This window comes from Eubacterium album (genome assembly GCF_025336545.1).
Classification (GTDB): domain Bacteria; phylum Bacillota; class Clostridia; order Lachnospirales; family Lachnospiraceae; genus Eubacterium_U; species Eubacterium_U album.
In genome coordinates this window covers 44,604-69,994 of the sequence record NZ_JAODBU010000009.1, presented here as the reverse complement: position 1 = coordinate 69,994, position 25,391 = coordinate 44,604, and the positions used below count along the sequence as shown (strand labels likewise).

The 25,391-nt window shown below is 36.4% G+C and carries 19 protein-coding genes, 2 pseudogenes and 1 riboswitch; of the genes and pseudogenes, 16 read left to right on the top strand and 5 right to left on the bottom strand.

Annotation, left to right across the window (positions count from 1 at the left end):
- The first annotated feature begins 222 nt into the window (after window positions 1–222).
- Window positions 223–298: riboswitch (cyclic di-GMP riboswitch) on the top strand.
- An 88-nt stretch (window positions 299–386) separates the two neighbouring features.
- The 7 genes and pseudogenes from N5B56_RS10325 to N5B56_RS10295 all read left to right on the top strand — a co-directional run.
- Window positions 387–1,724 carry a response regulator gene (locus tag N5B56_RS10325; protein WP_260978884.1) on the top strand — a complete coding sequence of 446 codons (1,338 nt, stop codon included), beginning with the start codon at window positions 387–389 and terminating at the stop codon, window positions 1,722–1,724.
- A gap of 108 nt (window positions 1,725–1,832) precedes the next feature.
- Entirely contained in the window at window positions 1,833–4,706 is a 2,874-nt protein-coding gene (locus tag N5B56_RS10320; protein WP_260978883.1) for an ATP-binding protein, read from the top strand.
- A gap of 582 nt (window positions 4,707–5,288) precedes the next feature.
- A complete protein-coding gene (locus N5B56_RS10315) occupies window positions 5,289–5,978 on the top strand; it encodes a response regulator transcription factor (protein WP_118565645.1) in 690 nt (229 codons plus the stop codon).
- The gene (locus N5B56_RS10310; RefSeq protein WP_260978882.1) at window positions 5,954–7,219 is read left to right on the top strand and encodes a sensor histidine kinase; all 1,266 of its coding nucleotides are present in this window, start codon (window positions 5,954–5,956) and stop codon (window positions 7,217–7,219) included. Before N5B56_RS10315 ends, N5B56_RS10310 begins: the two co-directional genes overlap by 25 nt.
- 177 nt (window positions 7,220–7,396) lie before the next feature.
- Window positions 7,397–8,071 (top strand): ABC transporter ATP-binding protein, encoded by a 675-nt coding sequence (locus N5B56_RS10305; protein WP_260978881.1) that lies wholly within the window; start codon window positions 7,397–7,399, stop codon window positions 8,069–8,071.
- On the top strand, window positions 8,068–10,512 hold the full coding sequence (locus N5B56_RS10300) for an ABC transporter permease (RefSeq protein WP_260978880.1): 2,445 nt from the start codon (window positions 8,068–8,070) through the stop codon (window positions 10,510–10,512). Before N5B56_RS10305 ends, N5B56_RS10300 begins: the two co-directional genes overlap by 4 nt.
- Before the next feature lie 759 nt (window positions 10,513–11,271).
- Window positions 11,272–11,562, top strand: a pseudogene (locus N5B56_RS10295) (transposase); the annotation flags it as partial.
- Here N5B56_RS10295 and N5B56_RS10290 read toward each other — a convergent pair.
- The 3 genes from N5B56_RS10290 to N5B56_RS10280 all read right to left on the bottom strand — a co-directional run bounded on the left by N5B56_RS10290 (window position 11,553) and on the right by N5B56_RS10280 (window position 13,610).
- Window positions 11,553–11,867, bottom strand: a complete 315-nt coding sequence (locus tag N5B56_RS10290) for a formate/nitrite transporter family protein (RefSeq protein WP_243003047.1) — start codon at window positions 11,865–11,867, stop codon at window positions 11,553–11,555. The pseudogene N5B56_RS10295 and the gene N5B56_RS10290 sit on opposite strands and share 10 nt — an antisense overlap.
- A 250-nt stretch (window positions 11,868–12,117) precedes the next feature.
- Window positions 12,118–12,840, bottom strand: a complete 723-nt coding sequence (locus N5B56_RS10285) for a GntR family transcriptional regulator (RefSeq protein WP_260978878.1) — start codon at window positions 12,838–12,840, stop codon at window positions 12,118–12,120.
- Between the two features lie 26 nt (window positions 12,841–12,866).
- Window positions 12,867–13,610 carry a GntR family transcriptional regulator gene (locus N5B56_RS10280; RefSeq protein WP_117910077.1) on the bottom strand — a complete coding sequence of 248 codons (744 nt, stop codon included), beginning with the start codon at window positions 13,608–13,610 and terminating at the stop codon, window positions 12,867–12,869.
- A gap of 258 nt (window positions 13,611–13,868) precedes the next feature.
- Here N5B56_RS10280 and N5B56_RS10275 point away from each other — a divergent pair, with 258 nt between their 5' ends.
- The 8 genes and pseudogenes from N5B56_RS10275 to N5B56_RS10240 all read left to right on the top strand — a co-directional run.
- Window positions 13,869–14,885 (top strand): SIS domain-containing protein, encoded by a 1,017-nt coding sequence (locus tag N5B56_RS10275; RefSeq protein ID WP_117910078.1) that lies wholly within the window; start codon window positions 13,869–13,871, stop codon window positions 14,883–14,885.
- 30 nt (window positions 14,886–14,915) lie between these two features.
- Window positions 14,916–15,338 carry a PTS sugar transporter subunit IIA gene (locus N5B56_RS10270; protein WP_260978877.1) on the top strand — a complete coding sequence of 141 codons (423 nt, stop codon included), beginning with the start codon at window positions 14,916–14,918 and terminating at the stop codon, window positions 15,336–15,338.
- The gene (locus N5B56_RS10265) at window positions 15,338–15,808 is read left to right on the top strand and encodes a PTS sugar transporter subunit IIB (RefSeq protein WP_260978876.1); all 471 of its coding nucleotides are present in this window, start codon (window positions 15,338–15,340) and stop codon (window positions 15,806–15,808) included. Before N5B56_RS10270 ends, N5B56_RS10265 begins: the two co-directional genes overlap by 1 nt.
- A gap of 35 nt (window positions 15,809–15,843) precedes the next feature.
- Window positions 15,844–16,593, top strand: coding sequence for a PTS mannose/fructose/sorbose/N-acetylgalactosamine transporter subunit IIC (locus N5B56_RS10260; RefSeq protein ID WP_260978875.1), 750 nt, complete (start codon window positions 15,844–15,846; stop codon window positions 16,591–16,593).
- Window positions 16,593–17,438 carry a PTS system mannose/fructose/sorbose family transporter subunit IID gene (locus N5B56_RS10255; protein ID WP_260978874.1) on the top strand — a complete coding sequence of 282 codons (846 nt, stop codon included), beginning with the start codon at window positions 16,593–16,595 and terminating at the stop codon, window positions 17,436–17,438. Before N5B56_RS10260 ends, N5B56_RS10255 begins: the two co-directional genes overlap by 1 nt.
- Complete coding sequence (locus N5B56_RS10250; protein WP_144366559.1) at window positions 17,425–18,087, top strand: HAD family hydrolase; 663 nt, start codon at window positions 17,425–17,427, stop codon at window positions 18,085–18,087. Before N5B56_RS10255 ends, N5B56_RS10250 begins: the two co-directional genes overlap by 14 nt.
- Window positions 18,088–18,157: 70 nt before the next feature.
- A complete protein-coding gene (locus tag N5B56_RS10245; RefSeq protein ID WP_260978873.1) occupies window positions 18,158–19,342 on the top strand; it encodes an ethanolamine utilization protein EutH in 1,185 nt (394 codons plus the stop codon).
- 244 nt (window positions 19,343–19,586) lie between these two features.
- Window positions 19,587–20,081, top strand: a pseudogene (locus tag N5B56_RS10240) (OB-fold nucleic acid binding domain-containing protein); the annotation flags it as partial.
- A gap of 232 nt (window positions 20,082–20,313) precedes the next feature.
- Here N5B56_RS10240 and N5B56_RS10235 read toward each other — a convergent pair.
- Window positions 20,314–20,646 carry a hypothetical protein gene (locus N5B56_RS10235; protein ID WP_260978872.1) on the bottom strand — a complete coding sequence of 111 codons (333 nt, stop codon included), beginning with the start codon at window positions 20,644–20,646 and terminating at the stop codon, window positions 20,314–20,316.
- 428 nt (window positions 20,647–21,074) lie between these two features.
- On the opposite strand from N5B56_RS10235, the gene N5B56_RS10230 reads away from it, so the two are divergent.
- The gene (locus N5B56_RS10230; protein ID WP_260978871.1) at window positions 21,075–22,700 is read left to right on the top strand and encodes an RNA polymerase sigma factor; all 1,626 of its coding nucleotides are present in this window, start codon (window positions 21,075–21,077) and stop codon (window positions 22,698–22,700) included.
- A gap of 348 nt (window positions 22,701–23,048) precedes the next feature.
- On the opposite strand, the gene N5B56_RS10225 is transcribed toward N5B56_RS10230, so the two are convergent.
- Window positions 23,049–25,205: an Ig-like domain-containing protein gene (locus N5B56_RS10225; RefSeq protein WP_260978870.1), complete on the bottom strand. Its 2,157-nt coding sequence runs from the start codon at window positions 25,203–25,205 to the stop codon at window positions 23,049–23,051.
- Between the last annotated feature and the right edge of the window lie 186 nt (window positions 25,206–25,391).

Genomic DNA, 25,391 nt, shown 5'->3' with positions numbered 1-25,391 from the left:
GAATACTTGCAAAGTTGATTACTAATATTTTTTCATTATTACAGGTACAATAAGAACATGTAATAGTGGAAATGAGGTATAGTTACTTGCAGGTAGAGAAGTATATTGCGGATAAAATAACATCTTTATGTGAAAAGCGTGATATCAGTAAATACAGATTAGTACAGTAGAGCACTATAGTATAATAAAACCAGTTTTTTTGCATAAGTTTAAAAGTTATAATAAGGAAATCGGCAAACCAGATGAAAGTCTGGGACGCAAAGCTACAGGGCCTGTAAAATGGCAGCCAGTTGCATAAAATGAGGTGCACTGTCTGTCTGACAGTGCCTTTTTGTGGTGTTATTTCATAGGCGTAACTATAATAATTTTACTAGGAGAGAGAAAAAATGAAAATGAATAAATCAGTATTGCAAAGGGGTATCATTTTTATATTGTGTATTTGCATCCTTTTTTCAGTCTGTCCGGTCTATGCTTTTGCAGCAGAAAGTCAGAAAGAGAAAATTGTCAGGATTGGTGTACCGGATGATACATATGATAAGATAAATGGAAATGGAAAAAGAAGCGGATACGGCTATGAATATCTGCAGAAAATCGCAGGTTATACCGGGTGGAACTATGAATATGTAGATTGTACATGGGAAAATTGTTTCGACAAATTAAAAAATGATGAGCTGGATATGATAGAAGGAATCTCTTATACGGAGGAACGGGCAGAGACTATGCTTTTTTCCGCTATTCCAATGGGAGACGAAAGATATTATGTCTATGTAAAACCCGATCATATAGACATATCATCCTCTGACACTGCATCTTTCAATGGGAAAAAGATTGGGGTGCTTATGGGTTACCTGTCGGAAATGGTATTGAACGAGTGGGAAAAGAAATATGATCTGCATACACAGCATGTCAATGTTTCAAATAATGAAGATGCTTTGAAGAAAATTGCAGACGGAGAAATTGACGCTTTTGTATCGTTAGAGGATTCCCGTCTAGATGGGTACGGAATGGTGGCCTTAACGAATCTCGGAAGTTCAAAAATATATTTTGCGATTGGCCAGAGTCATTCTGATTTAAAGACAGAGCTGGATAATGCTATGAGAAGGATCACAGATGATGATCCTTATTATGCAGATGAACTGCATAAGCAGTTTCTGTCAGTGGACAGTGTATATTTTCTGACGGGAGAAGAACAAAAATGGCTGTCAGAGCATGGAAAAATCAAACTGGAAAGTAAAGAAAATGTAGGTACAACGTTTACCGTTACGATACCACTTGAGATTGATCATAATGCTGAGAAGGAACAGCAAAAAAAAGTGGAAAAGCCTGATCTGTCGGGTAAGAGTGTATTATTAGTTGAGGATAATGAGCTAAATCTGGAAATTGCAAAAATGCTGCTGGAATATGAAAAGATGGTTGTGACTACGGCAGAAAATGGCAAGGAGGCTGTGGATATTGTTTCCCAGTCAGTTCCAGGCAGATTTGATTTTATTTTTATGGATATCATGATGCCGGTAATGGATGGATTAGAAGCAGCCAGACAGATAAGGACATTGAACCGTATAGATACAAAAGAGATACCAATCATTGCGATGACAGCGAATGCATTTCAGGATGATATCAGGGACTGCATAGATGCCGGAATGAATGCACATATTGCAAAACCCATTGACAGTAAAAAAATAGAGGATACTTTGCAATTGGTTTTAAAACAAAAAATGCAGTAAGACAATTCTTTGTGTTGTGTTTCTGGCAGACCCGGTCAGGGCGGCAGATTCAGATGAAGATATTGATGCGGCAGTGCAATTTTATTAAATTAGGAGGTTGACAAGGAGATGTATAGAGAAATATATTTGACAGACAGGAGATTTAATATGATTTCGAGAGCAAAGAAATATGTGGCAGTATTACTGGCTTTTGTATGCGTGTGTATGATATTTTTTCCCCAGACTGCATATGCAGCCGAGGACAGTTCGCAGCATGAAACTGTCAAAGTCGGTTTCTTTGCCATGGATGGTTATCATGTGATGGATGAAGAAGGCAACCGTAGCGGGTATGGCTATGATTTTCTTCGGCTGATGGCCCGTTATTGGGATGTAGATTACGAATATGTCGGATATGATAAGAGCTGGGATGATATGCAGCAGATGCTTGAAGATGGCGAGATTGATATGGTAACATCTCCCCGCAAAACACAGGAAAGAGAAGAAAAGTTTGATTTTTCACGTCCGATCGGAACCAATAATGGGATTCTGACCGCCCGCAGTGACAACAGCACGATTGTGGATGGCAATTACAGTACTTACAACGGTATGCGTGTGGCATTTTTGAATGGAAGCTCCGAGATAAAGAGTTTTGCGGATTTTGCAGGCAACAAAGGATTTACATATGATCCATTTTATTTTGATACGACAGCAAAGATGGAGGAAGCTCTTCAGAGTGGAAATGTTGATGCTATTGCTGCTAGTTCTCTGAGAAAAACAAACAATGAGCGTATCGTGGATAAATTTGACAGCAGCGATTTCTATGTCATGGTTAAAAAAGGTAATATAGAATTGCTGAATGAGATCAATTATGCAATCGACCAGATGAATGCAGTTGAGGGTGACTGGAAGACGACACTTCATAATAAAAATTATGAAAGCATAGAAACTAAGAATCTGGAATATACCAAGAAAGAAAAAAGTATTATTTCACAGTATTCCAAGGACAACCCGCTTCATGTTCTGTGTGATCCGACCCGTTATCCATATTCTTATAATGAAAATGGTGAGATGAAGGGTATTATCCCGGATTACTTCCGTAAAATTGCAGACTATGCCGGGATTTCCTATGAGTTTCTTACACCTGCCACCAGAGATGAGTATATTGCCTATCAGAAAAATAAGGATACTACAGATATTAGCATCGATGCGCGCTTGGAAACAGATAACTATGCTGAGACGAAAAAATGGGGGATTACTGCACCTTTCATTACGATGCAGCTGGCAAGGGTGACACGGCGTGACTTTAATGAAAAAATTAATGTTGTTGCTACTGTTGACCAGACAGTAGCAAATTCAATTGCAGATGCAATGGCACCCGGTGCAGAAAAACTGATGTGCAGTACCCGACAGGAAATGATGGAAGCTGTCCGTAAGGGTAAAGCAGATGCTGCCTTCGTCTACTATTACATGGCACAGGCGTTTGTGAACAGTGACACTACGGGCACCATGACATATACTATGCTGGAACAGCCCACATTCACCTACCGTATGGTAATTTCATCAAATGAGAACCATGCGCTGGCTGGTATTCTGACGAAATCAATGTATGCCATGCCCAAAAATCTTGTTGAAGATCTTGCAGCACAGTATACCACATACAAAGCAACAGAGCTTACACTTGTTGACTGGATACGTCTGCATCCTGTTGTTACTGTTTGGGTTCTTCTTATTTTTGGATGGCTACTGACTGCTATGGCTGTGACAATTGTGCGTCTAAGTGCAAGAAAAAGAGCTCAGAAGGTGGCCCAGGAGAAAGCTGAGGAAATGGCGGAACTGGCAGAGCATGCACAGGCTGCAAACAAGGCAAAAACAGCATTTCTGTCACATATGTCCCATGATATGAGGACACCGATGAATGCAATCATAGGATTTACCGGTATTGCAATGAAAAACAATCCGTCAGACGAAGTGAAAAATTGTCTGGAAAAGATTGACGAAAGCTCAGAGCATTTACTGTCGCTGATCAATGATGTATTAGATCTGACCCGCATAGAAAGTGGAAAAGTTAAATACAATCCGGTACCGGCGGATGTGAAAAACATTACAGATTCTGCAGTGGATATTACAAAAGGCTTTCTTACGAACAGGGATATCAACTTTAAGATTCAGCGTGAAGAAGCAAAGATTCCAAATGTACTTGCGGATCCTGCACGCCTGCGTGATGTGCTGGTCAATATTCTGAGCAATGCCGTGAAATTCACTCCGGATGGAGGGACGATTACATTTGAAGCCCGGTGTCAGGAAAAGGACGGGGATGGATATATAAATATGCGTTACCGCATTTCGGATACTGGTATTGGCATGAGTGAGGAATTTACAAAAAAAATTTTTGAGGAGTTTGCACAGGAAAATTCCGATGTGAGAACGCAGTACCATGGAGTTGGACTGGGGATGGCTATCGTAAAGAAGTATGTAGATATGATGGGTGGGACCATTTCCGTGCAGAGTAAAAAGCATGAGGGAACCACATTTACTGTGGATATTCCTTTGGAAATTACAGATAAGGAATGTAATAAGTCAGACACAGGTATTTCTGAAAAGGTGAATCTTACAGGTGTGAATGTCCTTCTTGCAGAGGATAATGAACTGAATGCAGAGATTGCTGCCGTGCAGTTGGAAGAGTTCGGGATGAATGTAGAAAGAACTGTGGATGGAAAGAATGCTGTTGAGATTTTCAGAAATCATCCGGAAGGCACATTTGATGTAATACTGATGGATATCATGATGCCTGAAATGAATGGTTATGAAGCGGCAAAAGCAATCAGGGCAATGAATGACAGACCGGATGGAAAAAACATTCCTATTATAGCAATGACAGCTAATTCATTTGCAGAAGATGTTCAGGCATCACTAGATGCAGGAATGAACGCACATTTGTCAAAGCCGATTGTGATTGATGAGGTTATAAAAACGATTATAAGGTATGTGCGACTGTCTGCATAAAATTAAAATAACTCAAAAAACTTGACTTTTAACAGCACTAAGTTAAAATGAAAGAAATTAAGTTAAAAGGGGAATAAGAAATATCCTTACAAGCGTATTCGGAATTTCTATAAAATATGAAGCAGGGAATCATCAGGATTCTTTGCCTATTTATATTGAAGGGAGTTATGATTTTCACACAGCATATATTGGAAACAGACGCTGTATAATGCTTACTCCGACAGAAGAACTTGCTACACTTCCGGCATTGAAAAAGCAAAAGCATATTTGACGACTACTTTCAGAGGATAACAGTGCTGACGATAGTTCCATTGTTTTATCTTTTGGAGATACAAACGATGAGAGAATTGAAGAAGCAGTACTCTGATATTAATTCAAGAATGCCTCGGCATTCTTGCTGCGAGGTGCGCGTCATGCAATTGCATGACATACTTCTACTGTACACCTCTGCAATCATGCCGGAGGCTATATCAGCTAGGGGATTGACTCCCCTACTGATACAAGCTTGTTTCTCACCACCTATAGAGGTGGGAGTCATCTCCCAGCTGATATATATAGTTAATAAAGAGAGGTGCATATGCTATGCCAGGTATACTTGTGGTTGAAGATGATGAAAATTTAAATCGTGGAATTACATTTTCACTGAAAAAATCCGGATATGAGGTTTTTTCAGCAGAATCAGTGAAAAAAGCGAAAAGAATTGCAAGTGATAATAATGTGGATGTTACCATTTGTGATGTGAATCTTCCGGATGGAAATGGACTGGAATTTGTAAGGTGGATGAGATGCAATTATAATACATACATTATTTGTCTTACAGCACTAGATCAGGAGATGGATCAGGTCATGGGATATGAAGCAGGGGCAGATGATTATATTACAAAGCCGTTTAGTCTTTCGGTACTTCTTTTGAAAATAGAAGCACATTTCCGCCGCAGACAGGAGAAAACGGAAGCCGGAAAGATGATTTCGGGAGATATCGTATTTATCGCAGGAGAAATGAAAGTCCTGATAAAGAGTCGTGAAATTAGTCTGACAAAAACGGAGTTGAAAATGCTGACTTTTTTTCTTCAGAATCCGAAACAGATTCTTTCAAAAACACAAATATTGGAAAATGTGTTTGAGCTGGAAGGGGATTTTGTGGATGAAAATACAATCGCTGTCAATATCAGAAGACTCCGTGAGAAAATCGAAGACAATCCGGCTGCACCGGTCTATATAAAGAATATCAGAGGTCTTGGGTATATATGGAATCAGGAGGTAAGGCAGTGACAAAGAGATATCGCAAGAAGATTACAGTAGTGCTCTCCTTGGTATTACCTGTCATATTATTGTTTGCAATATTAAATTGCTTTACCACGTATGTGTTTTATGAAGATTATAAATATAAAATGAATCTTATGACAGAAATTGCAGCAAAGGAAAAATTTTCCGGGCTGGATGCTGTTTCGGAATTGCTTAAGGATAAGGATATTGAAACCAACGAACAGGGAAGGCGATTATTGGAGCAATATGGATACTGGGGGAATAAAGGGAATGCATTTTATTCGCAATTCCGGCATCAGGTTATGGTGACCGGTGCTGTAAGCACTGTGATATGCGTGCTTCTTTTGACTTTTTTACTTTATTGGAAGAAAAAAGAAGATGCGTGTCATCAGAAAATTTTAGACCAGTTGGAAGAAATTCTGATCAGATTCCGTGAAAATAAATTTGATGATTTACTGAAAACGGAAAATCATGCAGAACTGGAAAAATTGAATGACCAGCTTGAAGCAATCGGACATCATATTCAGTTGATAAAGGAAGAAGCAAGGGCAGAAAAGGAGAACACGAAAGAAATGGTTTCTGATATTTCTCACCAGTTAAAGACACCGGTTGCAGCTTTGGATACCTGTTTTAGTGTGCTGATGCAGAATGACTTAAGTGCCACAGAACAGGAGGAGTTTCGTATCCGTTGTCGGAGTGCTCTGGATGGACTGGAGACATTATTGCAGTCACTTCTTGAAATATCCAAGATGGAAACTGGACTGATTCAGATTAATAAGAAAAAACTTCCGCTTATGGATACTGTCATATCTGCTGTGAACCGCACTTATCCTAAAGCGGATGAGAAAGAAATTGAATTCGTTTTTGACTATGAAAAAGAGCTGGAAACATGCACGATTATGCAGGATAAAAGGTGGCTTGGTGAAGCTGTGATCAACGTTCTGGATAATGCGGTCAAGTACAGCCCGTGTGGTTCAAAAATATTTATCCAGTTACAAAAAAGAAACTATCTTGTAAGAATGGAAATTGAGGATCAGGGAATTGGTATTCCGCAGAATGAGTATCACAAAATTTTTCAACGATTTTACAGAGGAAGTTCCAAGGAGGTCATGGAAAAGAGTGGTACAGGAATCGGACTTTTTCTATCGAGAGAAATTATCGAAAAACACGCAGGTACGATTACGGTAACCTCCGGCAAAAAGAAAAAAGGAAGCACGTTTGTGATTCAATTACCATATGTTGGTTAAATTTTAAGTGAGCAGAAATCTTACAATTCTGTAAGATTTCTGCTCGTTTTTTGAAAGTGAAATGAAAGATTGCCCTGATACAATTTGGATGTAGGTTGAAAAATGACCAAATATATAAACAGGCAAAGAAAGCGTGCTGAAAAGGTACGCTTTACAGAATTGAAAAGGAGGCAACACATGAGTGTGATATTAGAAACCAAGCAGCTTTGTAAGTTTTATGGCGCAGGTGAGAATCAGGTCAAAGCGGTCAATCAGGTGGACATTCAGATTGAGCAGGGAGAATTTGTCGCAATTGTTGGAAAGTCAGGTTCCGGTAAAAGTACATTACTTCATATGCTTGGAGGGCTAGACACCCCGACAAAAGGCAGTGTTACTTTAGCAGGAAAAGATTTATACAGGATGAAGGAAGATGTCCTTGCTGTTTTCCGCAGAAGAAAAATCGGATTTGTTTTTCAGGCATTTAATCTGGTTTCATCTGTTAATGTCTGGGAAAATATTGTACTGCCACTGGGGCTGGATGGAAGAAAAGTGGATGAAGCGTATGTAAATGATATTATTGCAACTCTGGGGATTGAAAAGAGGATTTACAATTTGCCAAATCAGTTATCCGGAGGACAGCAGCAGAGAGTAGCAATTGCAAGAGCACTGGTGAATCGTCCGGAAATTATATTTGCAGATGAGCCGACAGGAAATCTTGATTCCAAGACCAGTGATGAGGTGATCGCCCTGCTTAAGATGACAGCAAAAAAATATGGACAGACAATTGTAATGATTACCCATGATGACGAAATTGCACAGGTCGCTGATCGTATTCTGGTAATTGAGGATGGACAGGTGGTGGATTTTAGATGAAGACAATAAGCAGGATTGCATATAGCAATGACAAAAAGAACAAGACAAGAAGTATACTGATTATGATGTCCATATGTCTGACTACGATGCTGCTTGTGATTATCAGTACTGTAGGAAATGGAATGATCCGTTTACAGAAAAGTCAGGCGGCAGGCTCATATGGAAGCAATTATGGTTTGTTTGTCGCAGCAGATGCCTCGCAGTTAAAGGACGTACGCCGCCGTGCAGAAATAGATGCAATAGGAATTATGTGTACAGAAGGCATAATTAAAGGCAACGAAAACGGTGGTTTTGTCTGCATGGATGAGACTGCAAGAAAAATGCTTCCTTATAATAAAGAATATGAGTTGAAGGAAGGAAAGTATCCGGGGGGAACGCAGGAAATTGCCGCAGGAAGAGCATTTTTTCGTGCAATGGGGTATGGTGATGTAAAGATTGGAGATACGGTTACACTGGATTACCGCGCAGGAATGCAGTCAGAATATAAGCCGGAAGAATTTGTTGTCAGCGGAATCCTATATGATCGGGAGGAGTATACCATCGAGGCATCTTATGTTGCTTTCGGGTCACAGGAGTTTTATGATGAGCACGTCGCAGAGAATGACAGACAGTATAATATTTATTTTACTTTAAATGATTCTGCAAATGTATCTATGAATAATATTGATTCGGTTATAAAGCAGATTGCAGCAGCTTGTGGGATCGAAGAAAAAAACGTTATAGTCAATGATCTCTATTTGCAATGGGTCTTGCAGCCGAGTTATGAAACGATTGCGGTATGCGGGGTTTTGATTATTGCAATTGTACTTTTCTCTGTTGTGGTCATTTATAATATTTTTCAGGTCGGTATTGCCAACAAGATACAGGAGTATGGAAAAATCAAGGCTCTGGGAGCGACAAAAAAGCAGATGAAACAACTGATCTTCAGAGAGGGCATTTTTTTGACAATTTTTTCCATACCAGTTGGATTGCTTCTTGGTTTTCTGATTGCAAAATGCGGTTTTAACTGGCTGGTAGAACAGGGAAACCTTGTATCAACCCAAATTGGCTCTATGGGAGTCCAAAATCAGCAGGTGCCACTGTTTTCCCTGCCTGTTATGCTTCTATGTATTTTCGTGTCATTTTTTACCGTTGCTTTGGCGCTGCGTAAACCAATGAAAATTGTTTCACGGATTTCACCTATCGAAGCAACACGGTATTTAGAAAATGCAGAAACACACAAAAAAGGAAAACGAAATGGAAGAAAAAATGTCACCGTGTTTTCTATGGCAATGGCAAATGTAACGGGTAATCCAAAAAGAACCATTGGTACCATCCTCACACTGGGGCTTTCCTGCGCATTGTTTGTGATTATCTCTAATTATGTAGGAAATATTGATACGGAGCATGAAGCACGTCTTTCCGTTAATCATGGACAATTTGAACTGCAGCTTGACTATTCTGCTGAGTACGATGAAAGATATCCGGAGAATAATCTGGATACGATTCTGACGGATAATCCATTGAATGATTCAATGATTGAAGAAATCAAAAGCATTCCAGGAGTGACAGATGTCATGACGAGAGAGATTGTCTCTGTAAATCTGAACGGAACAAGATTTCCGGCTGATATTGTGAGTAAAAATGATTTTGATTTTATGCGCCAAGACGGGGACATTGGCTCTATGGACTATGATCAGGCGGTAAAGAATGGTGAAATTTTCTTTGGCTGGTCAACGTGGATGGAACAAGATGGATATGCTCCGGGTGAATCCATTGCATTTGACTTTGAGAATGGAAGTGGAACTTATACCTATCAGGGAAAGATTGCAGGATCCTTTGTAAGCGCGGACACTTATCTTGTCATTCCGGAAGGTGTATACCGTTCCATGAATCTGAGAGGAACAGCCTATGGCTATCTGTGGGTGGACTGTGATAAAAAAGATGTAGCATCTGTGGAACAGAGTCTGAATACTTTGATTTCTAATACTTCGCATATAAAAATGGATACCTATCATGCACAGTTACAATCTGCAGAATTCACAGCTCGCATGATGAAGCTTGGCTGTTATCTGTTTATGGCGGTTGTAGGACTCATCGGTTTTATGAATATGGCAAACACCATAATCATGAATATTACGACAAAAAAGCAGGAATATGGTGTATTACAGGCTGTGGGTATGACAAATAAACAATTAAATTTATGTCTGCAGTTACAGGGAATGATGTTTACGGTTGGTACCATATGCGTAGCTTTGATCATTGGTCTGCCGCTCGGCTATGCACTTTTTTCCTATGCAAAACATAATGGAATATTTGGAATGAATATCTATCATGTTCCAATCGTACCAATTTTTATTATGATTCTTTTGGTCGGTCTGTTGCAGATTGTACTTTCCTGCGTTTTAAGCAGTAATCTTAAAAAGGAAACGCTGGTAGAAAGAATAAGGTATCAGGGATAGCAAGTAATATGTAATGAACTAGGTCTTAACGAAGAGGAGAAATAGATAATTTCCAGTTTGCCGAAATATCTTTCTAACTTTTCCTATTTTACAGGCTTTCCAGCCCATTCATTAGTGAAATGATATGTATTTTCCCTTATTTTTGCCCTTATGAGATAATCGTAAGGGAAATAAGGGAAAGTTTTATTTAGTCGTTGCCTGCCACTTTATCAAGTAGCCTTGCAGATTCTAATGTTGCAAAAAGTTCCGTTAGCAAGTGGGCTAATGAATACAGGGAAGAATGACTTTATACCACCGATACAACATCCGAGTCTAATGACGCAAAGGAAATACGAAGATTAAATCAGCTTCTTAACGAAAAAGATAAGGAAATTTTTTTCCTAAAAAAAGCAGCGGCATTCTTTGCAAAGGAAATCGATTAGTGGTATATCGATTCATTGACGATAACAAAAATATATTTGGTTTAAGATGGTTATGTAAGAAGTTTGGTATTAGCCCTAATTGTTATTATAACTACAAAAAAGATACCAAGCGTGAATATCACAAACGTTTGGAACACATTTTTGAACTTATAAAATATGTATACTATAATAATAATCGTGTTATAGGCTATAGGGCTATGCGTATTTTCATCAAACGTTATGGCTATGAATTAAGCAATACCACTATGCACAAATACATGAATAAAGAATTAAATTTATGTGCCGTAATCATGCATTCTAAACTGGGATACAAGACTGGAAAAAAGAAAACTACCCTAAAGTGATTCTGCACTCAGATCAGGGAGTACAGTTTACCTCATGGGATTTTGTGAATTTCTGTAAAGATAATAATGTAACCCAGAGCATGAGTAAGGCCGGTTGCCCTTATGATAATGCTCCAATGGAAAGATTTTATAACACTTTTAAAAGCAATTTTTATAATGTAACCTCATTTTCAAGTGTGGAGATGATGGATGAACTTACCATAAATTATATCAATTGGTATAATTATGTTCGTCCTCATTCATACAATGATTATTTAACACCAATGGAAGCTCGTTACAGATAGGTATTTATCGAACAAAGTGTTACAAAAATGCTTGACCAGTACAAGATACATCCGGCAAGAGCTCTTGCTATGCCAACATTTTCTACTGCGTGCGCTGCTGTGCTGCTTGTAGCACCGCCGAAAGGAATAAACGCACCGGCCATGATGCCGAGCAGAATCATTTTTCCAAGTGGAAGACGGGTTTTGTTCTCGCAGGCCTTGATACTCAGATCAATGACTTCTGCGGGAGTGTTAAAATGATTGTCTATGATATAACTCCTTATTCTTTTGTAATTCGGCAGCTCTCTTGCTTTAAATGGTAACACAGTAAGAGAACTGCCGTTGTTATATTGCTATTCGTCAAGAATTTAACGAGAATATTTTATACTAGAAAATATTGGATTTCAAGAGTGGAAAGGTATGTTTATATATAGATACAATAACAGGTATTACTGTTCACAAGCTCCTTATAAAAAGTAACGCAGTTTATCTGAAAAAAGCATTTTCGGAGCAGAAGAACGGCACAATCTCTTAGTTTTATCTTATGGGAGCATATCACACAGTGATCTCTCTTTTTTAATTTGGTGAATGAATATTTCCAATCAGGTTTAACCGAGTTCCAACACATACAGAAACTGTGCAGGCAATAGGAACATCATCTTCAGATATAAAGTTTGTTACAAGAAGTAAAGTGTCTTCTTCAGATAATTGTAAAAGCTCATTTAAGGTTTGCTTTGTAATTAAAGATAAAGAATCAAGAGCCTCATTTTCATAAATTCGTATGAAAAAAGACTGTACTAAGGTTGGTGGGATTTCTTTCATCTGAAACAAACCAGGGTAAATGGTATTATATTCAGTTTTTATTGCATCACAAGAAAAAGCGATGATTGTTTCATCAACACTTTCTAGAGAAGACGAAATAGTAATATTATAATCATTTGTTATACATAAAAAATTATGAATAATATTGCTCATAATTGTTGGTAAGAAATTTTGAGCTTCGGCTTTATAAGAATGGTCTTTTAACAGACTATCTGCTTCGGGAAAACTGAAATAACACAATGTCCGATTTATTTTTTGGGGACAAACAAAATAACCTTTTCCACGATGACTATAGATAATTCCCTTGTCGATCAGTTTCTGCAAACCATTACGAAGTGTAATTCGGTTTACATTTAACGATGTGGAAAGTTCTCTTTCAGTTGGAAGTTTGTCATGTGGTTTTAATTGATGTTCATTTATATATTGTAAAACAAATTCTTCAATTTCATCTGTTAGAAGCTGATAAATCTTAGGCATAATTGTTGTAAATCCTCTCTAAAAAATTATATAACAAACTGTGCATTTACTTGATAAATACCATTTTTGAAAATGCCATCCGTATAATATTTGCTGAATTCAGGCCGTACAAGAACTTCCGTATATTCGACAACCTGGTTATCAATCAGCGAGGATGTAATATCAACGTAAATAACAGAAGTATCATTTTCCAAATTAAGAAAACGTGCGTCCGTGTTATGAACTTTTGTTGTAGAAAAAGCATGGCTAATATCATAAATCTTTATATTATTGGTTCGAAAAAGATCATACAAAGAGTAAATCTGAAAATCAATATTTTCAATATCAGGGATACTGTCATGTAAAATATAAGTATTTTCAATAGCTATAGGCTGTTCATTTCCGAGACGAAGTCGAAGCACCTGAAAAATCTCCGTATCTTCTGATACATCGAAAATCTTTGAAAATTTGTAACCGGCTTTTCGAGTCATTGTATTTAAAATTTTACTGGAAGGGTCATAGCCGGCTTTCTTTAGCAACTCACTCATACCTTTAAAATGCTTGGAAGAAAAATCAATATCTTTTAGCATAATGTAAGTTCCCTTTCCGTGATATTTTTTTAAAATGCCTTCAGTACACAGCTGTTCAATTGCTGAGCGAACTAAGGAACGGCGTACATCAAAAGATTTTGCTAATTCACGCTCAGAAGGAAGAGCAAGACCAAAAACATATTCATTGCTGTTGATTTTTTCTCGTATAATTTCTGCAAGTTGTTGGTATGAAAGATCCATAGTTATATCTCCTAAAATAACAGAATTACTAGACACGGTGTAGCACAAAAAGTAACAAATAAGGTTTTCTGAGCTTATTATACCAAACAAAAATAGAAAAAGAAACCTAAAAAGCAAAATTTGTATAATAAAAAATAAAAGTGGTTGACATTACAAAAATAGCGTGGTATATTAAAAATGCGAAGTGGTTACAACACTAAGCTATGCGCATAAAGTTAAAATTATTAATTATTATTTTGATTATGGAGGAACCAGAATATGTACGGATATGAAGACAAAACTTACAATGAAGTATTAACTCAGGCAGTAAACAATATTGAAGAAATCAATCAGGCAGTAGATGCTATTTGCGAGAAGGGATATAAGAACCTTTATCTTGTGGGAACTGGTGGAACTTATGCGATGGCAAGCCCATTATCTTATCTCATTAAGACAAATTCAACAATTCCGTGGTATTATGAAATTGCAGCAGAACTAGTTACAGCCAAACCAAAACAACTCACAAAAGATTCTGTTGTAATTACAGCATCTCTTTCAGGAACAACAGTAGAGACAATCAATGCAGCAAAATATGCAAAAGAAGTTGGTGCAACAGTAATCGTTCTTGTAGGTGAAAAGGAATGCCCACTTACTGAGTATGCAGATTATGTGTTTGAAAACAGAACAGCATCCAATGATAATCTTGTTGAAGAAATTTATATTCAGTATTTTGCACTGGGTGCAAGATTCATGAAAAACAACGGAGAATTTCCAGAGTATGAAAAGTTTATTGATGCTCTGAAACAGATGCCGGAAGTACTTCAGAAAGTAAGAGAAGATAATGACGAGCGTGCTCTTGCATTTGCAGAGAAACATAAAGATACAAAATTCCATATGTGTGTAGGAGCTGGAAACACATGGGGAGAAACATATTGCTTCGCAATGTGCGTACTTGAAGAGATGCAGTGGATCGCAACAAAATCTATCCATGCAGCAGAGTTCTTCCATGGAACAGTGGAAATGACTGAAAAAGATATGAGCTTTATGCTTTTCAAAGGTGAAGATGAGACAAGACCATTACTTGATCGTGTTGAAAAATTTGTAAGAAAATATTCAGATGTAGTTCAGGTATGGGATACAAAGGATTATGAACTTAAAGGAGTTGATCCAAGCGTAAGAGGACTTGTTTCACCACTCGTTATGGCTGCACAGCTTGAAAGAGTTAGCGCACATTTTGAGCATGTAAGAAATCATAGTCTGGAAATCAGAAGATATTACAGAACAGTAGAGTACTAAAATTAAGATGAAATAAGGAAGTGGAATAGTATGAGGAAATTATTAGTAGCAACTCATGAAAGATTTGCATCAGGGATTATGGAGACATTCAAATTAATCATGGGTGAAAATGAAGATATTTCAGAAATCAGTGCATATGTTGAACCAGGGTTTGATATGCATAAAGAAGCAGAAAAGAAGATTCATGAATTGGATGAAGAAGATGAACTGATTATTGTTGCAGATATTATGGGTGGAAGCGTCGCTAATGCGTTTTCCTCATACATTCAATCTGAGAAGATACATATTATAACAGGGTTGAATCTTCCTTTACTGATTGGTCTGGCACAGGATTTGGATTCAGATGTTTCAACAGATGAATTGATAGAAAATGCAATTCAGATGGGAAGAGAAGGAATTGTAGATCTGAAAAAAATGATTGAAGAAAAGAGCAATATAGAGGAGGATTTCTAATGATTAAATTATTAAGAGTAGATGAGAGATTGATACATGGACAGGTTGCTTTTGCATGGACAAATTCATTGAAAGCAGATTGTATTCTGATAGTAAATGATGCAGTGGCAGCAGATAAACTCCGTAGAAATTCATTGAAAATGGTTGCTCCGGCGGGCGTGAAGTTTGTTGTAAAAACACTGAAAGATGCGATTCCATTGTTGAATGGAACAAAGACGGATAAATATAAGCTGTTTCTGATTGTTGATAATACATCAGATGCGTTAGAACTAGTGAAAAATGTAAAAGATGTTGATCACGTTAATCTTGGTAATATGAAACTGACAAGTGAAAGAACAATGATTACTCCGTCTCTTGCAGTATCTGAAAAAGAGAAAGAACAGATTCATGAGATGGTTGCGGCAGGTGCAGAAGTTGAATGTAGAGCTGTTCCTACAGATAAAAAAGTCATGGCAGAAAGTTTAATCTAAACCGTTATAGTAGTAAGAAAGAAGGAGGAAATATTATGCTAATACCGGCAATTCTTGTGTCTATTGTCGCTCTTCTTGCAGCAATGGATGAGCAGTTGTTTGGAGCATCTATGATGGCTAGACCGTTGTTTACAGGTCCAATTATAGGTCTGATTATGGGAGATCTTCAAACAGGTGTAATTATTGGAGCAACATTGGAATCAATGTTCATGGGATCTATTATGGTTGGAAGTGCTGTTCCACCGGAAGTATATGCTTCTAGTATTTTAAGTATTGCAATTGCAATTCAGACAGGAGCAGGAACAGGAACAGCTGTAGCACTTGCATTACCACTGTCTGTATTCCTGCAGCTGTGGAGAAACTTCTGTTACGCGATTCCTGGAAGTTGGGCAGGAAAACAGATTGAAAGAGCACTTGATGAGAGAAATCTGAAAAAAGCAAACCTGTTACATTTAACAGTAGTGCCACTGTCAATTGGAATCCCTTCAGCACTTTTGGTTTTCATCGCATTATTCTTCGGTTCTGATGGAATTAATAGTGTACTGAATATGATTCCTGAGGTGGTACTGAATGGATTTAATGTTGCAGCAGGAGTACTTTCTTGTGTAGGACTTGCGCTTTTAATTAAAATTATGTCTAACAACAAAATACTTCCATACCTTTTCCTCGGATTTGTAGCAGTTATGTACCTTGGAATGGATGTGATTGGTGTTGCAGTTGTAGGATTATGTATCGCATTTCTTGTAGTAAATAATATGCAATTTGAAGAGGAGGATGATTTCTGATGGAAGAAAATAAAAGAACAGAATTAGACAAAATAAATGAAAAAAAGGAAATCATGACTCCTAAGGATTATAGAAGTATTTTCTGGAGATCATTTACGATTCAGGGATCATGGTCTTTTGATAAAATGATGGCGTATGGATATATGTATGCAATTGAAAAGCCATTGCGTAAAATATATCCAAATGATGATGATTTTTATGCAGCGTTGAAAAGACATACAGAAACATTCAATGTAACTCCACATGTTTCTCCATTCCTTATGACACTTGGTGTGGCAATGGAAGAAGAAAATTCAAAATCAGATACTTTTGATACATCTTCTATTAATAATGTAAAGGTTGGTCTGATGGGACCTATGTCTGGAATAGGAGATTCCTTCTTTTGGGGAACATTTAGAGTAATTGCTGCAGGAATTGGAATTGGACTTGCAAAAAGCGGAAACATTCTTGGCGCAGTGATTTACTTCCTATTATATACAGCAATTCATTTTATTACGAAAATTCTTGGTGGAAAGTATGGATATAAGATGGGAACAAAATTCCTTGAGAATTCAGAAGAAAATCATTTGATGGACAAGCTTTCCATGGGGGCATCCATTCTTGGTATGACAGTAATAGGTGCAATGATAGGAACGATGGTCTCGTTACAAACAACCCTAAGTTTTACATTGGCAGGAACTGAAACAACATTACAATCAATTTTCGATCAGATTTTCCCGGGAATTCTTCCGTTAGGAGCTACATTCCTTTGTGTAGCCCTGTTTAATAAAAATGTTAAGACAATTTATATTATACTTGGCATATTTGTCTTATGCATTTTAGGATGTGCAATTGGAATCTTCTAAAGTAATTGTTATCTTTGATGTAGATGGCACAATCAATCAGACAGAAGTATATGCAGTAAAGGCATATAGAAAAGCCTTGGAAGAAGTAGGAAAAACTGGGTTTTCGGATAAAGAATTTATAGAACGGATCGGGGCTCCATTTGAGCAGGATGTAAGATATTTCTTTGGAGAGAATCAATCTGAACAAGTGGAGATATTCAAAACATTAATTCAGAAATATTGGATTGATGGAATGAAAGAGTCAGCAAAAACATTTGAAGGAATCCATCAAATGTTAGAAGAGTTAAAAGAAAAAGGATATAAGTTGGCAATCTGTTCTAATGCATCAAAATGGGAGTTAGATGTTATTTTAAGAAAATTAGAAGTAAATGATTATTTTGATGTGATCCAGGGGGTTACAGAAAAAAATAACAAAAAGTATAGTCTGGAAGAACTATTACTGAGAGAAAAGCCAGAACTTGCAGTTATGGTAGGTGATCGAAGTTATGATAAAGAGGCTGCCAGATATAATCAGATTCCATTTGTTGGTTGTAAGTATGGATACGGAAAACCAGAAGAATTAAGTGATTGTAAATATAGTGTCGAGACGGCATTAGAGCTGTCGAGAATAATTGATGAAATTATTTCAGCAAGGGGAGGAGCGGATTAGTCCGAACCTCCTTTTTTTAATGGTAAAATGTGAAGAAGAAACCTTATAAAGTGTTGCAGAGGAGACAAATATGAGTGAATTTATAGAAAGTATACAGATGTGGATAAATAATTTGTCTGTGAACTCGATAATTATTTTCATAATGATGATCTTTATGCTTATCGGAGCAGTTGATAGAATCCAGGAAAACCGACGGGGATATGGACAACAATTCGAGGAAGGATTTCATGCAATAGGACCGATGATGCTGGCAATGGCAGGGGTAATTGCGGCGGCACCAGTCTTAGCAATAGTGCTAAAACCAATTGTTGTACCTATATATCAGCTGATAGGAGCTGATGCATCTATGTTTGCGGGAACCTTACTTGCAAGTGATACAGGGGGATATCCTTTGGCAATGGAACTTGCAGGGAATAATGCGGTAGGAAACTTCTCAGGGTTATTAGTAGCAAATATGTTAGGGGCAACGTTAGTTTTTACTTTGCCAGTAGGAATGTCCTTGATGAAAGAAAAAGATTATCCTTATCTTGGTGCAGGTGTTTTGGCAGGAATAATAACAATACCTATCGGATGTTTGGTCGGAGGAATTGTAATGAATTTTACGTCTTATAAGATGAGTCTTTTATCGATCATTAGGAATATGCTTCCAGTAATTTTGATGGCAGCGCTGATTGTAATTGGTCTTTGGGTCTGGCCAGAAAAAATGCTGAAAGGATTTCAAAAATTTGGAACAGGTTTGAAGATATTAATTACAATTTTTATAGCAATTGCAGTGTTTGAATATCAAACAGGAATTCATTTTCCTCTGTTTCGGGTTATGGTAGAAGAAGATTCTAATGGTACAATCCCGCTTGAAAATTCTTTTTTAATTTGTGGACAGATCGGAACTATTTTAATAGGTGCTTTTCCAATGGTGAAATGGATGACAAAAACATTTGGAAGTATTTTATCAAAAGTAGGAAAAACATTTGGAATGAATGAAGTAGGCTCAGCAGGGTTAATAGCAACTTTGGCAAACAATATAGCAATGTTTAATATGATTGGTGATATGAATGAAAAGTCAAAAATCATAAATATTGCATTTGCTGTTTCGGCATCATTTACGTTTGGAGATCACCTTGCTTTTACAGCAGGAGTTAATCCAAAGATGATTGTCCCTGTGATCGTTGGAAAACTTACAGCAGGATGTACCGCTTTTTTATTAGCTTCGGCTTTGACATCTAAGTTACTTGTAAAAATTCAAATAAAAAAGTGAAAAAAGAAGTGCTAGTTATGATTATGGAAAATTATTCTATTTTTTTGCATTTTGAACTTGATTTATGCATAAATATACAATAATTATTTTGTGATATATATCAAAATATAACTCAAAACTGTTGTTTCTTATTTACTCTGCGCTCCTGGAGTGTTATAACAGCTGTTAAGACTGCCGTGAGGCATCTGTTTGAAGATTCTGATAATAGAAAAAGATAGAAGAATTATTTGAAGGAGTAAATGGTATGGAACTAACAACAATTCGTGAGTTATTTAAGAACAGAGAAGCATATCTGGACAAAGAGGTAACAGTTGGGGGCTGGATTCGAAGCATTCGAGATTCTAAGACATTCGGATTTATCGTATTGAATGATGGATCTTATTTTGATACATTACAGATTGTATATCACGACAAGATTGAGAACTTCGCTGAGGTTTCCAAACTGAATGTAGGAGCAGCAATCATTGTTAAGGGTACACTGGTAGCAACACCACAGGCTAAGCAGCCATTTGAGATCCAGGCAGAAGAGGTTGTGATAGAAGGAGCATCCGCACCGGATTATCCACTGCAGAAGAAGCGTCACAGCTTTGAGTATCTTAGAACAATTTCTCATCTCCGTCCGAGAACAAACACATTCCAGGCTGTATTCAGAGTTCGTTCTCTGGCAGCATATGAGATTCACCAGTTCTTCCAGGACAGAGGATTTGTATATGTACACACTCCGCGGATCACAGGAAGTTATAGTTTAAAAAATGAACAAATTATGGTCCCAAAAAGAACTTCGATTCGTTTGGGTCTTTGTCAAAAGACAGAGATTAATAGAATTATAATAATGAAATAATTCAAACTAAAACAAAATGGATGTCTCCTGTAATTGCAGAGAAACATCCATTTGTTTTTTAGTTCATAAATATGTATCTAAAATTTTAGAAACATATTAGCCGTTTAATTATATCGTGACATTTTATTTGTTAGAATTTATCTATATACCACCAAACAGGTCCTGTTGGCGGATAACTCATTGGTACATCAGTTCTATATGGTGTATATTTACTTTCAAGTAATTTCTGAGATACTTGTTTACCTTTATTTTGACAATAGGAGCGCTGCATAGTATCTGTATGTTCGTGGTCTTCTTTTTTATAGAAAGTATCGTAAGTATCCCATGCCCATGCCCAGCCTGAACCAGGTAGACCTAACACATTACAAATATAAAATATATGTATGTTCCAATCATCATGCTTTGTAGGACCGTAGAAATATTTGCCACATTCACCACAGTACATTGCATAGTTATCGCCCATTGGTACATATCTTCAAAACTTGTGAAACAAAAGCTTGTGACAATTAGAATTAGTACTAAAAATGTTGATATCGCTTTTTTCAATCTTTTATCCTCTATATAATTTGATTAATAAAATGCCATACCTTGTCTTTTGATATATTTTTTCTAGTCAATTAAAAAGTTTTAGTTTAGACTAAGAACAATTTATTATAGCACAGAGATATGCTCATTGCGATATGTTTTGTGTAATAGTGTCAAGGTGATAATACTGTGATAAAATAACCAAAAGGATAAATGGATGTATCAAAATACATTGAAAGAAGAGGGGGTAAAGTATATATATGATTAGATGAATTAATAAAAATTTATACCAAACCTATTTTAACATTTAATACACTATATAGATGAAAACAAAAAGTGCACATTTGTTTATCACGGAGGTAGATAGTGAATAAGATAGATGCAGACAAATTAATAGTTGAATACCAGCAGAAGATATTTGGATTTGCGATGTCTAAAATGAGAAACATTGCGGATGCTGAAGAACTTGCTTCGAATATTATGCTTGAGATATATAAATCATTTCTTAAGACAGATAATATTGTAAATATAGAAGGATATGTATATAGAATAGCGAGCAATGTATATGCAAGATTTGTTGATAATGAAATTTCAAATAAACACATAGACATTCTAAAAATAGAATATCCGGTAACTGAGAGCGGCTTTGATAATATTGAAAATGGAGAAACATACAAAAAACTGAGAAAAGAAATTGGGATGTTATCCAACAGACAAAGAGTAATTACATATATGAAATACTATAAGGAAATGTCAGTAATGGATATTGCAAAGAAACTTAATATTTCTGTTGGAACCGTAAAATGGCATTTATCTGACATCAGAAGTGGATTAAAGGAGAAAATTGATATGGTTAAAAACAGTAATTTAAGTGTAAATCCTATATATTTTATTAATATGGGACATGGTGGAAGCCCGGGGAAAAACGGTGATACAAAGGATATGTTTGATTCAAGGCTTAAACAGAATATTGCATGGAGTTGTTATTATCAGGCAAAGACAATAACTGATATTTCAAAGGAGTTGGAAGTGCCTATTGCCTATATTGAAGGAGAATTACGAAAACTTGTGGAATGGGGATATATTGATCAGGTTGACAGCTCAAAAAATCCTAAATACCTGACAAATATGTACATAACAGATAGCAGAGAAGATTTTTCAGAAGAGGCAAATATTAAAAAAGAAGTTGCAAAATTTTTATGTGAAAAATTCTTCAAGGACCTATTTGAAAAATTTGATAAAGCAGAGGACAATTGGGGAATGATATGCCCTAATAATGACAAAAATTATCTGAAATACAATTTGGTAATGATGGCGCTAAGTTCTTTCGGAAACGATTGGGAAAATTGGGAAGAACTTGCAGTAAAAAGACCGGACGGAGGGAATTTTATTGCGTATGCAACTGTAACAGATGATTGTGTTAGGCAGAAGCCAGATGATAAATATGCAGGTTGTGGTTATATGTATGATCAGGTATGGAGAGATAATAAACAGGTGCTCCAAAGTAAGCAGTATAATTGTATATATAGCGATAGAAAAATAGACTGGAGAAGTAATACACAGGAAGATTGGGAAGACTTGTATTCATATTTATCAAATGGTTGTGATAAAGAAAAAATAAGTGTAAGTAGTTTTTCCAATCTATCAGCAAAGGGATATGTTGTTGATGGAGAAAATCAGGTTACAGTAATAAATGTAAAAGATGGAAATTTAGTAACTGTCATAAACAATTTCGTAGCAAATCATATACAGATTCCGGAATTTATATTTGAAGAAGGGAAAAAAGTGGATGAAAGACTTTATGAGGTAAATAAGTCAAAGTATCCGGAGCATTTGGAAAAATTAGTTAGATACAATAACAGTAACGCATTTACATGGGGAGAATTTATTCCTTATATAGTTGAAAGAATGCTTGAAGTGGGAATGTTAAAACCATTGACACAAAAGCAAAAAAAAGCAGTATTTACTGTGGTAGCAATAGATTGCCGATAAATCGTCATTTTACAATATGTAAAATACTTTTGACATAGCAAAATTGTGGGATGTAAATTATTTTTTATAGAGAAAATATAACTTTTGGATTAGTATGAACATACAAGGGAGGTATAAGATGATTCAATATTGGGTCGGAATAAAGATGGATAAGAGAGTTATGCGTAGTAAATATATTTGATGATAATAGCAAAAAATCCTTTATGGATACAGTTTTTGTAAAACTTATATTTCATAAAGGATTTTTTGTTAATCATTCTTTTAAAATTATATTTATTAAATATATAATTAGGGCGTTAAAGCACTAAAAGTTGACTAATTGTTTGAGTGCCCTTTGTTGTATAGTCTTTATTTGACCGTTACTCTACAGATAACTTTCTTATTACCTGAAATTACTGTAATATTAGCTTTACCTTTTTTCAGAGCTTTGATTCTACCATTTCTGTAGACTTTGACAACTTTTTTGTTTGAAGTTACGTAAGTAATTTTGTCACGACTGTTTATCGGTGTTAAAGTAACCTTTAATTTAAAACTCTTGCCTCTTTTCAAAGTCAGTTTTCTGCGGTTTAGTTTAATCTTTTTAGTGGTATACTGATTTGTCTGTGTATTCTGTTCTGAATTTGTCGTATTTCTTATATTTGCATTAGAAGAATCGGTTTTTGCCAATGTCACAGAATATACTTTTCCACATACGCTACAGGTTTTAGATTTCAGTCCTTTTTCTGTGGATGTCGGCTCTTTTACAACCACATATTCTCCATAACTATGTCCTGCTGCTTTTATGCTTCTTGTTTTTGTTTTGCCACATACACTACAGGTAAAAGTTGTTATGCCGTTTATTGTACAGGTAGGTTCGGTTGTAGTCTTTCCGTCATCCCAAGTATGGTTGCCGGTTTTTTTTATGGTTTGACCATATGCCAGTCTCTTTCCACAATCAGTACAATATGTATCTCCTGTATAACCATCTTCGCCGCAGGTTGCGTCTTTTTTCCTGCGGATTTCAGTATGCTGATGTCCTGTTGCTGCAATGCTCGCAGTTTTGGTTTTGGCACATATACTACAAGTAAATGTTCGAACACCTTTCGCTGTACAGGTAGGTTCTGTTGTGACCTTTCCTTCATCCCAAGTATGAGTAGTTAATTTTGCAATGGTCTTACCGGATGAAATTTTTGTTCCGCAATCAGTACAATATGTATCTCCTGTATAACCGGTTTCACCACAGGTAGCAGCTTTTTTATTACGAATTTCAGTATGAAGATGTTCTGTTGTTTTTGCAATGTTTTCAGTTCTTGTTTTATTACAAATTCCACAAGTATAAGTTTTTACGCCTGTCTCTGCACATGTAGGTTCTTTAGTGATTACTCCGTTATTCCAACTATGATTTTCTGTTTTTGCAATAGTATTGCCTGATGAAAGTTTAGTTCCACAGTCAGGGCAATATTTATCACCGGAATATCCTTCCTCTTTGCAGGAAGCTTCCTTTTGATTTCGAATTTCAGAGTGGAGGTGATTTGTTGCATCTATGCCAATTTTTTCAATTTTTGTATTATTACAAATAGCGCAGGTATAAGTTTTTTCGCCTTCCACTATACAGGTTGGAACTTTTGTAATTACTCCCTGATTCCAATGATTATCACAGTCATGTACGATTATTGTTGCCGAAGTTGTTGATGGCAATCCGTACAGTGATGTGGTTAACGTGGTGGTACCTTCTTTAAGTCCTATAATCTTTCCATCACTATAGGTGGCAATAGAAGGGTCATTAATGGAAACGGTTGGAGTATCTAACACGGTTCCGATTGGTCCAAATTGATTTATAAGAGAAATTATAGGTGTAATATTTGGAGTTAATGTTTCTCCTAATCTAAGAACATATGAATCTTGGTCAAAAGATGTCTTATAATTTGTAATCCAACTTTTAGTTACTGAAACAGTAACAGTTTGTTCACTGTCATTTGCCGGTGTTTCTGTTGTATTAATGGAAGGTCTGGAGGCAAATTCTTCCACCCAGTAGTCATAGCCGTTGTAAGTAACATGACCAACTCCAACGCAGGTAAATTTATAACCTAACATATTTCTACGGTGCCCCTGACCGGCATAAGGTTCGTTATCTTCACGCCATCCGTTATTTACTGCTTCTGCCTTAGAATAAACATTAGGACTTGCTACTGCAATATTCTCACCTGCATCCAGTCTGGTTATATTTTCTTCAGTATAAATAGTAAAAGGATTTTGACCATTTGGGCGGGTGTGTTCGTAGGATAGTGCAATTTCTGCTGCACGTTTCATTGCAAGTCGCTCTAAATCATAGTCATAGACAAGTTCTTTTAAACCGGGATATGCAACTTGTTTGGTATCAGTCTTATCCCAAGCCCATGCATCAGTAGGACTGGTTCTCAGTTCATTAATCATATCTAAGATTCTTCGGGCTTCTGTCTGGCCATACTTTACAGATATATTGACTGGAATGATTTCTTCTGCATTTACATTTGTAGGAATTATCATAATAAAACTCATACAAAAGCTAAATAGCAGTAATTTTAAAGATGTTTTTTTCATATATTCACCGTTCCTTTCCATAAATAAAATATTGTTGAAGGAAAAAAGACTTTCCTCTGTATAAAATTCATCGTTTCACGTTTGGCTTATATAAATATATTTTATTACAAATTTGTCCGGCTGTATATGATA

What these genes read in the sequence shown, in the direction of transcription:
- N5B56_RS10245 (WP_260978873.1), top strand. Translation starts at nt 18,158, where the DNA reads ATGAGTGAATTTATAGAAAGTATACAGATGTGGATAAATAATTTGTCT.
- N5B56_RS10315 (WP_118565645.1), top strand. Translation starts at nt 5,289, where the DNA reads ATGCCAGGTATACTTGTGGTTGAAGATGATGAAAATTTAAATCGTGGA.
- N5B56_RS10255 (WP_260978874.1), top strand. Translation starts at nt 16,593, where the DNA reads ATGGAAGAAAATAAAAGAACAGAATTAGACAAAATAAATGAAAAAAAG.
- N5B56_RS10270 (WP_260978877.1), top strand. Translation starts at nt 14,916, where the DNA reads ATGAGGAAATTATTAGTAGCAACTCATGAAAGATTTGCATCAGGGATT.
- N5B56_RS10285 (WP_260978878.1), bottom strand. Translation starts at nt 12,840, where the DNA reads ATGCCTAAGATTTATCAGCTTCTAACAGATGAAATTGAAGAATTTGTT.
- N5B56_RS10235 (WP_260978872.1), bottom strand. Translation starts at nt 20,646, where the DNA reads ATGGGCGATAACTATGCAATGTACTGTGGTGAATGTGGCAAATATTTC.
- N5B56_RS10320 (WP_260978883.1), top strand. Translation starts at nt 1,833, where the DNA reads ATGTATAGAGAAATATATTTGACAGACAGGAGATTTAATATGATTTCG.
- N5B56_RS10265 (WP_260978876.1), top strand. Translation starts at nt 15,338, where the DNA reads ATGATTAAATTATTAAGAGTAGATGAGAGATTGATACATGGACAGGTT.
- N5B56_RS10325 (WP_260978884.1), top strand. Translation starts at nt 387, where the DNA reads ATGAAAATGAATAAATCAGTATTGCAAAGGGGTATCATTTTTATATTG.
- N5B56_RS10300 (WP_260978880.1), top strand. Translation starts at nt 8,068, where the DNA reads ATGAAGACAATAAGCAGGATTGCATATAGCAATGACAAAAAGAACAAG.
- N5B56_RS10305 (WP_260978881.1), top strand. Translation starts at nt 7,397, where the DNA reads ATGAGTGTGATATTAGAAACCAAGCAGCTTTGTAAGTTTTATGGCGCA.
- N5B56_RS10275 (WP_117910078.1), top strand. Translation starts at nt 13,869, where the DNA reads ATGTACGGATATGAAGACAAAACTTACAATGAAGTATTAACTCAGGCA.
- N5B56_RS10310 (WP_260978882.1), top strand. Translation starts at nt 5,954, where the DNA reads ATGGAATCAGGAGGTAAGGCAGTGACAAAGAGATATCGCAAGAAGATT.
- N5B56_RS10225 (WP_260978870.1), bottom strand. Translation starts at nt 25,205, where the DNA reads ATGATAATTCCTACAAATGTAAATGCAGAAGAAATCATTCCAGTCAAT.
- N5B56_RS10260 (WP_260978875.1), top strand. Translation starts at nt 15,844, where the DNA reads ATGCTAATACCGGCAATTCTTGTGTCTATTGTCGCTCTTCTTGCAGCA.
- N5B56_RS10280 (WP_117910077.1), bottom strand. Translation starts at nt 13,610, where the DNA reads ATGGATCTTTCATACCAACAACTTGCAGAAATTATACGAGAAAAAATC.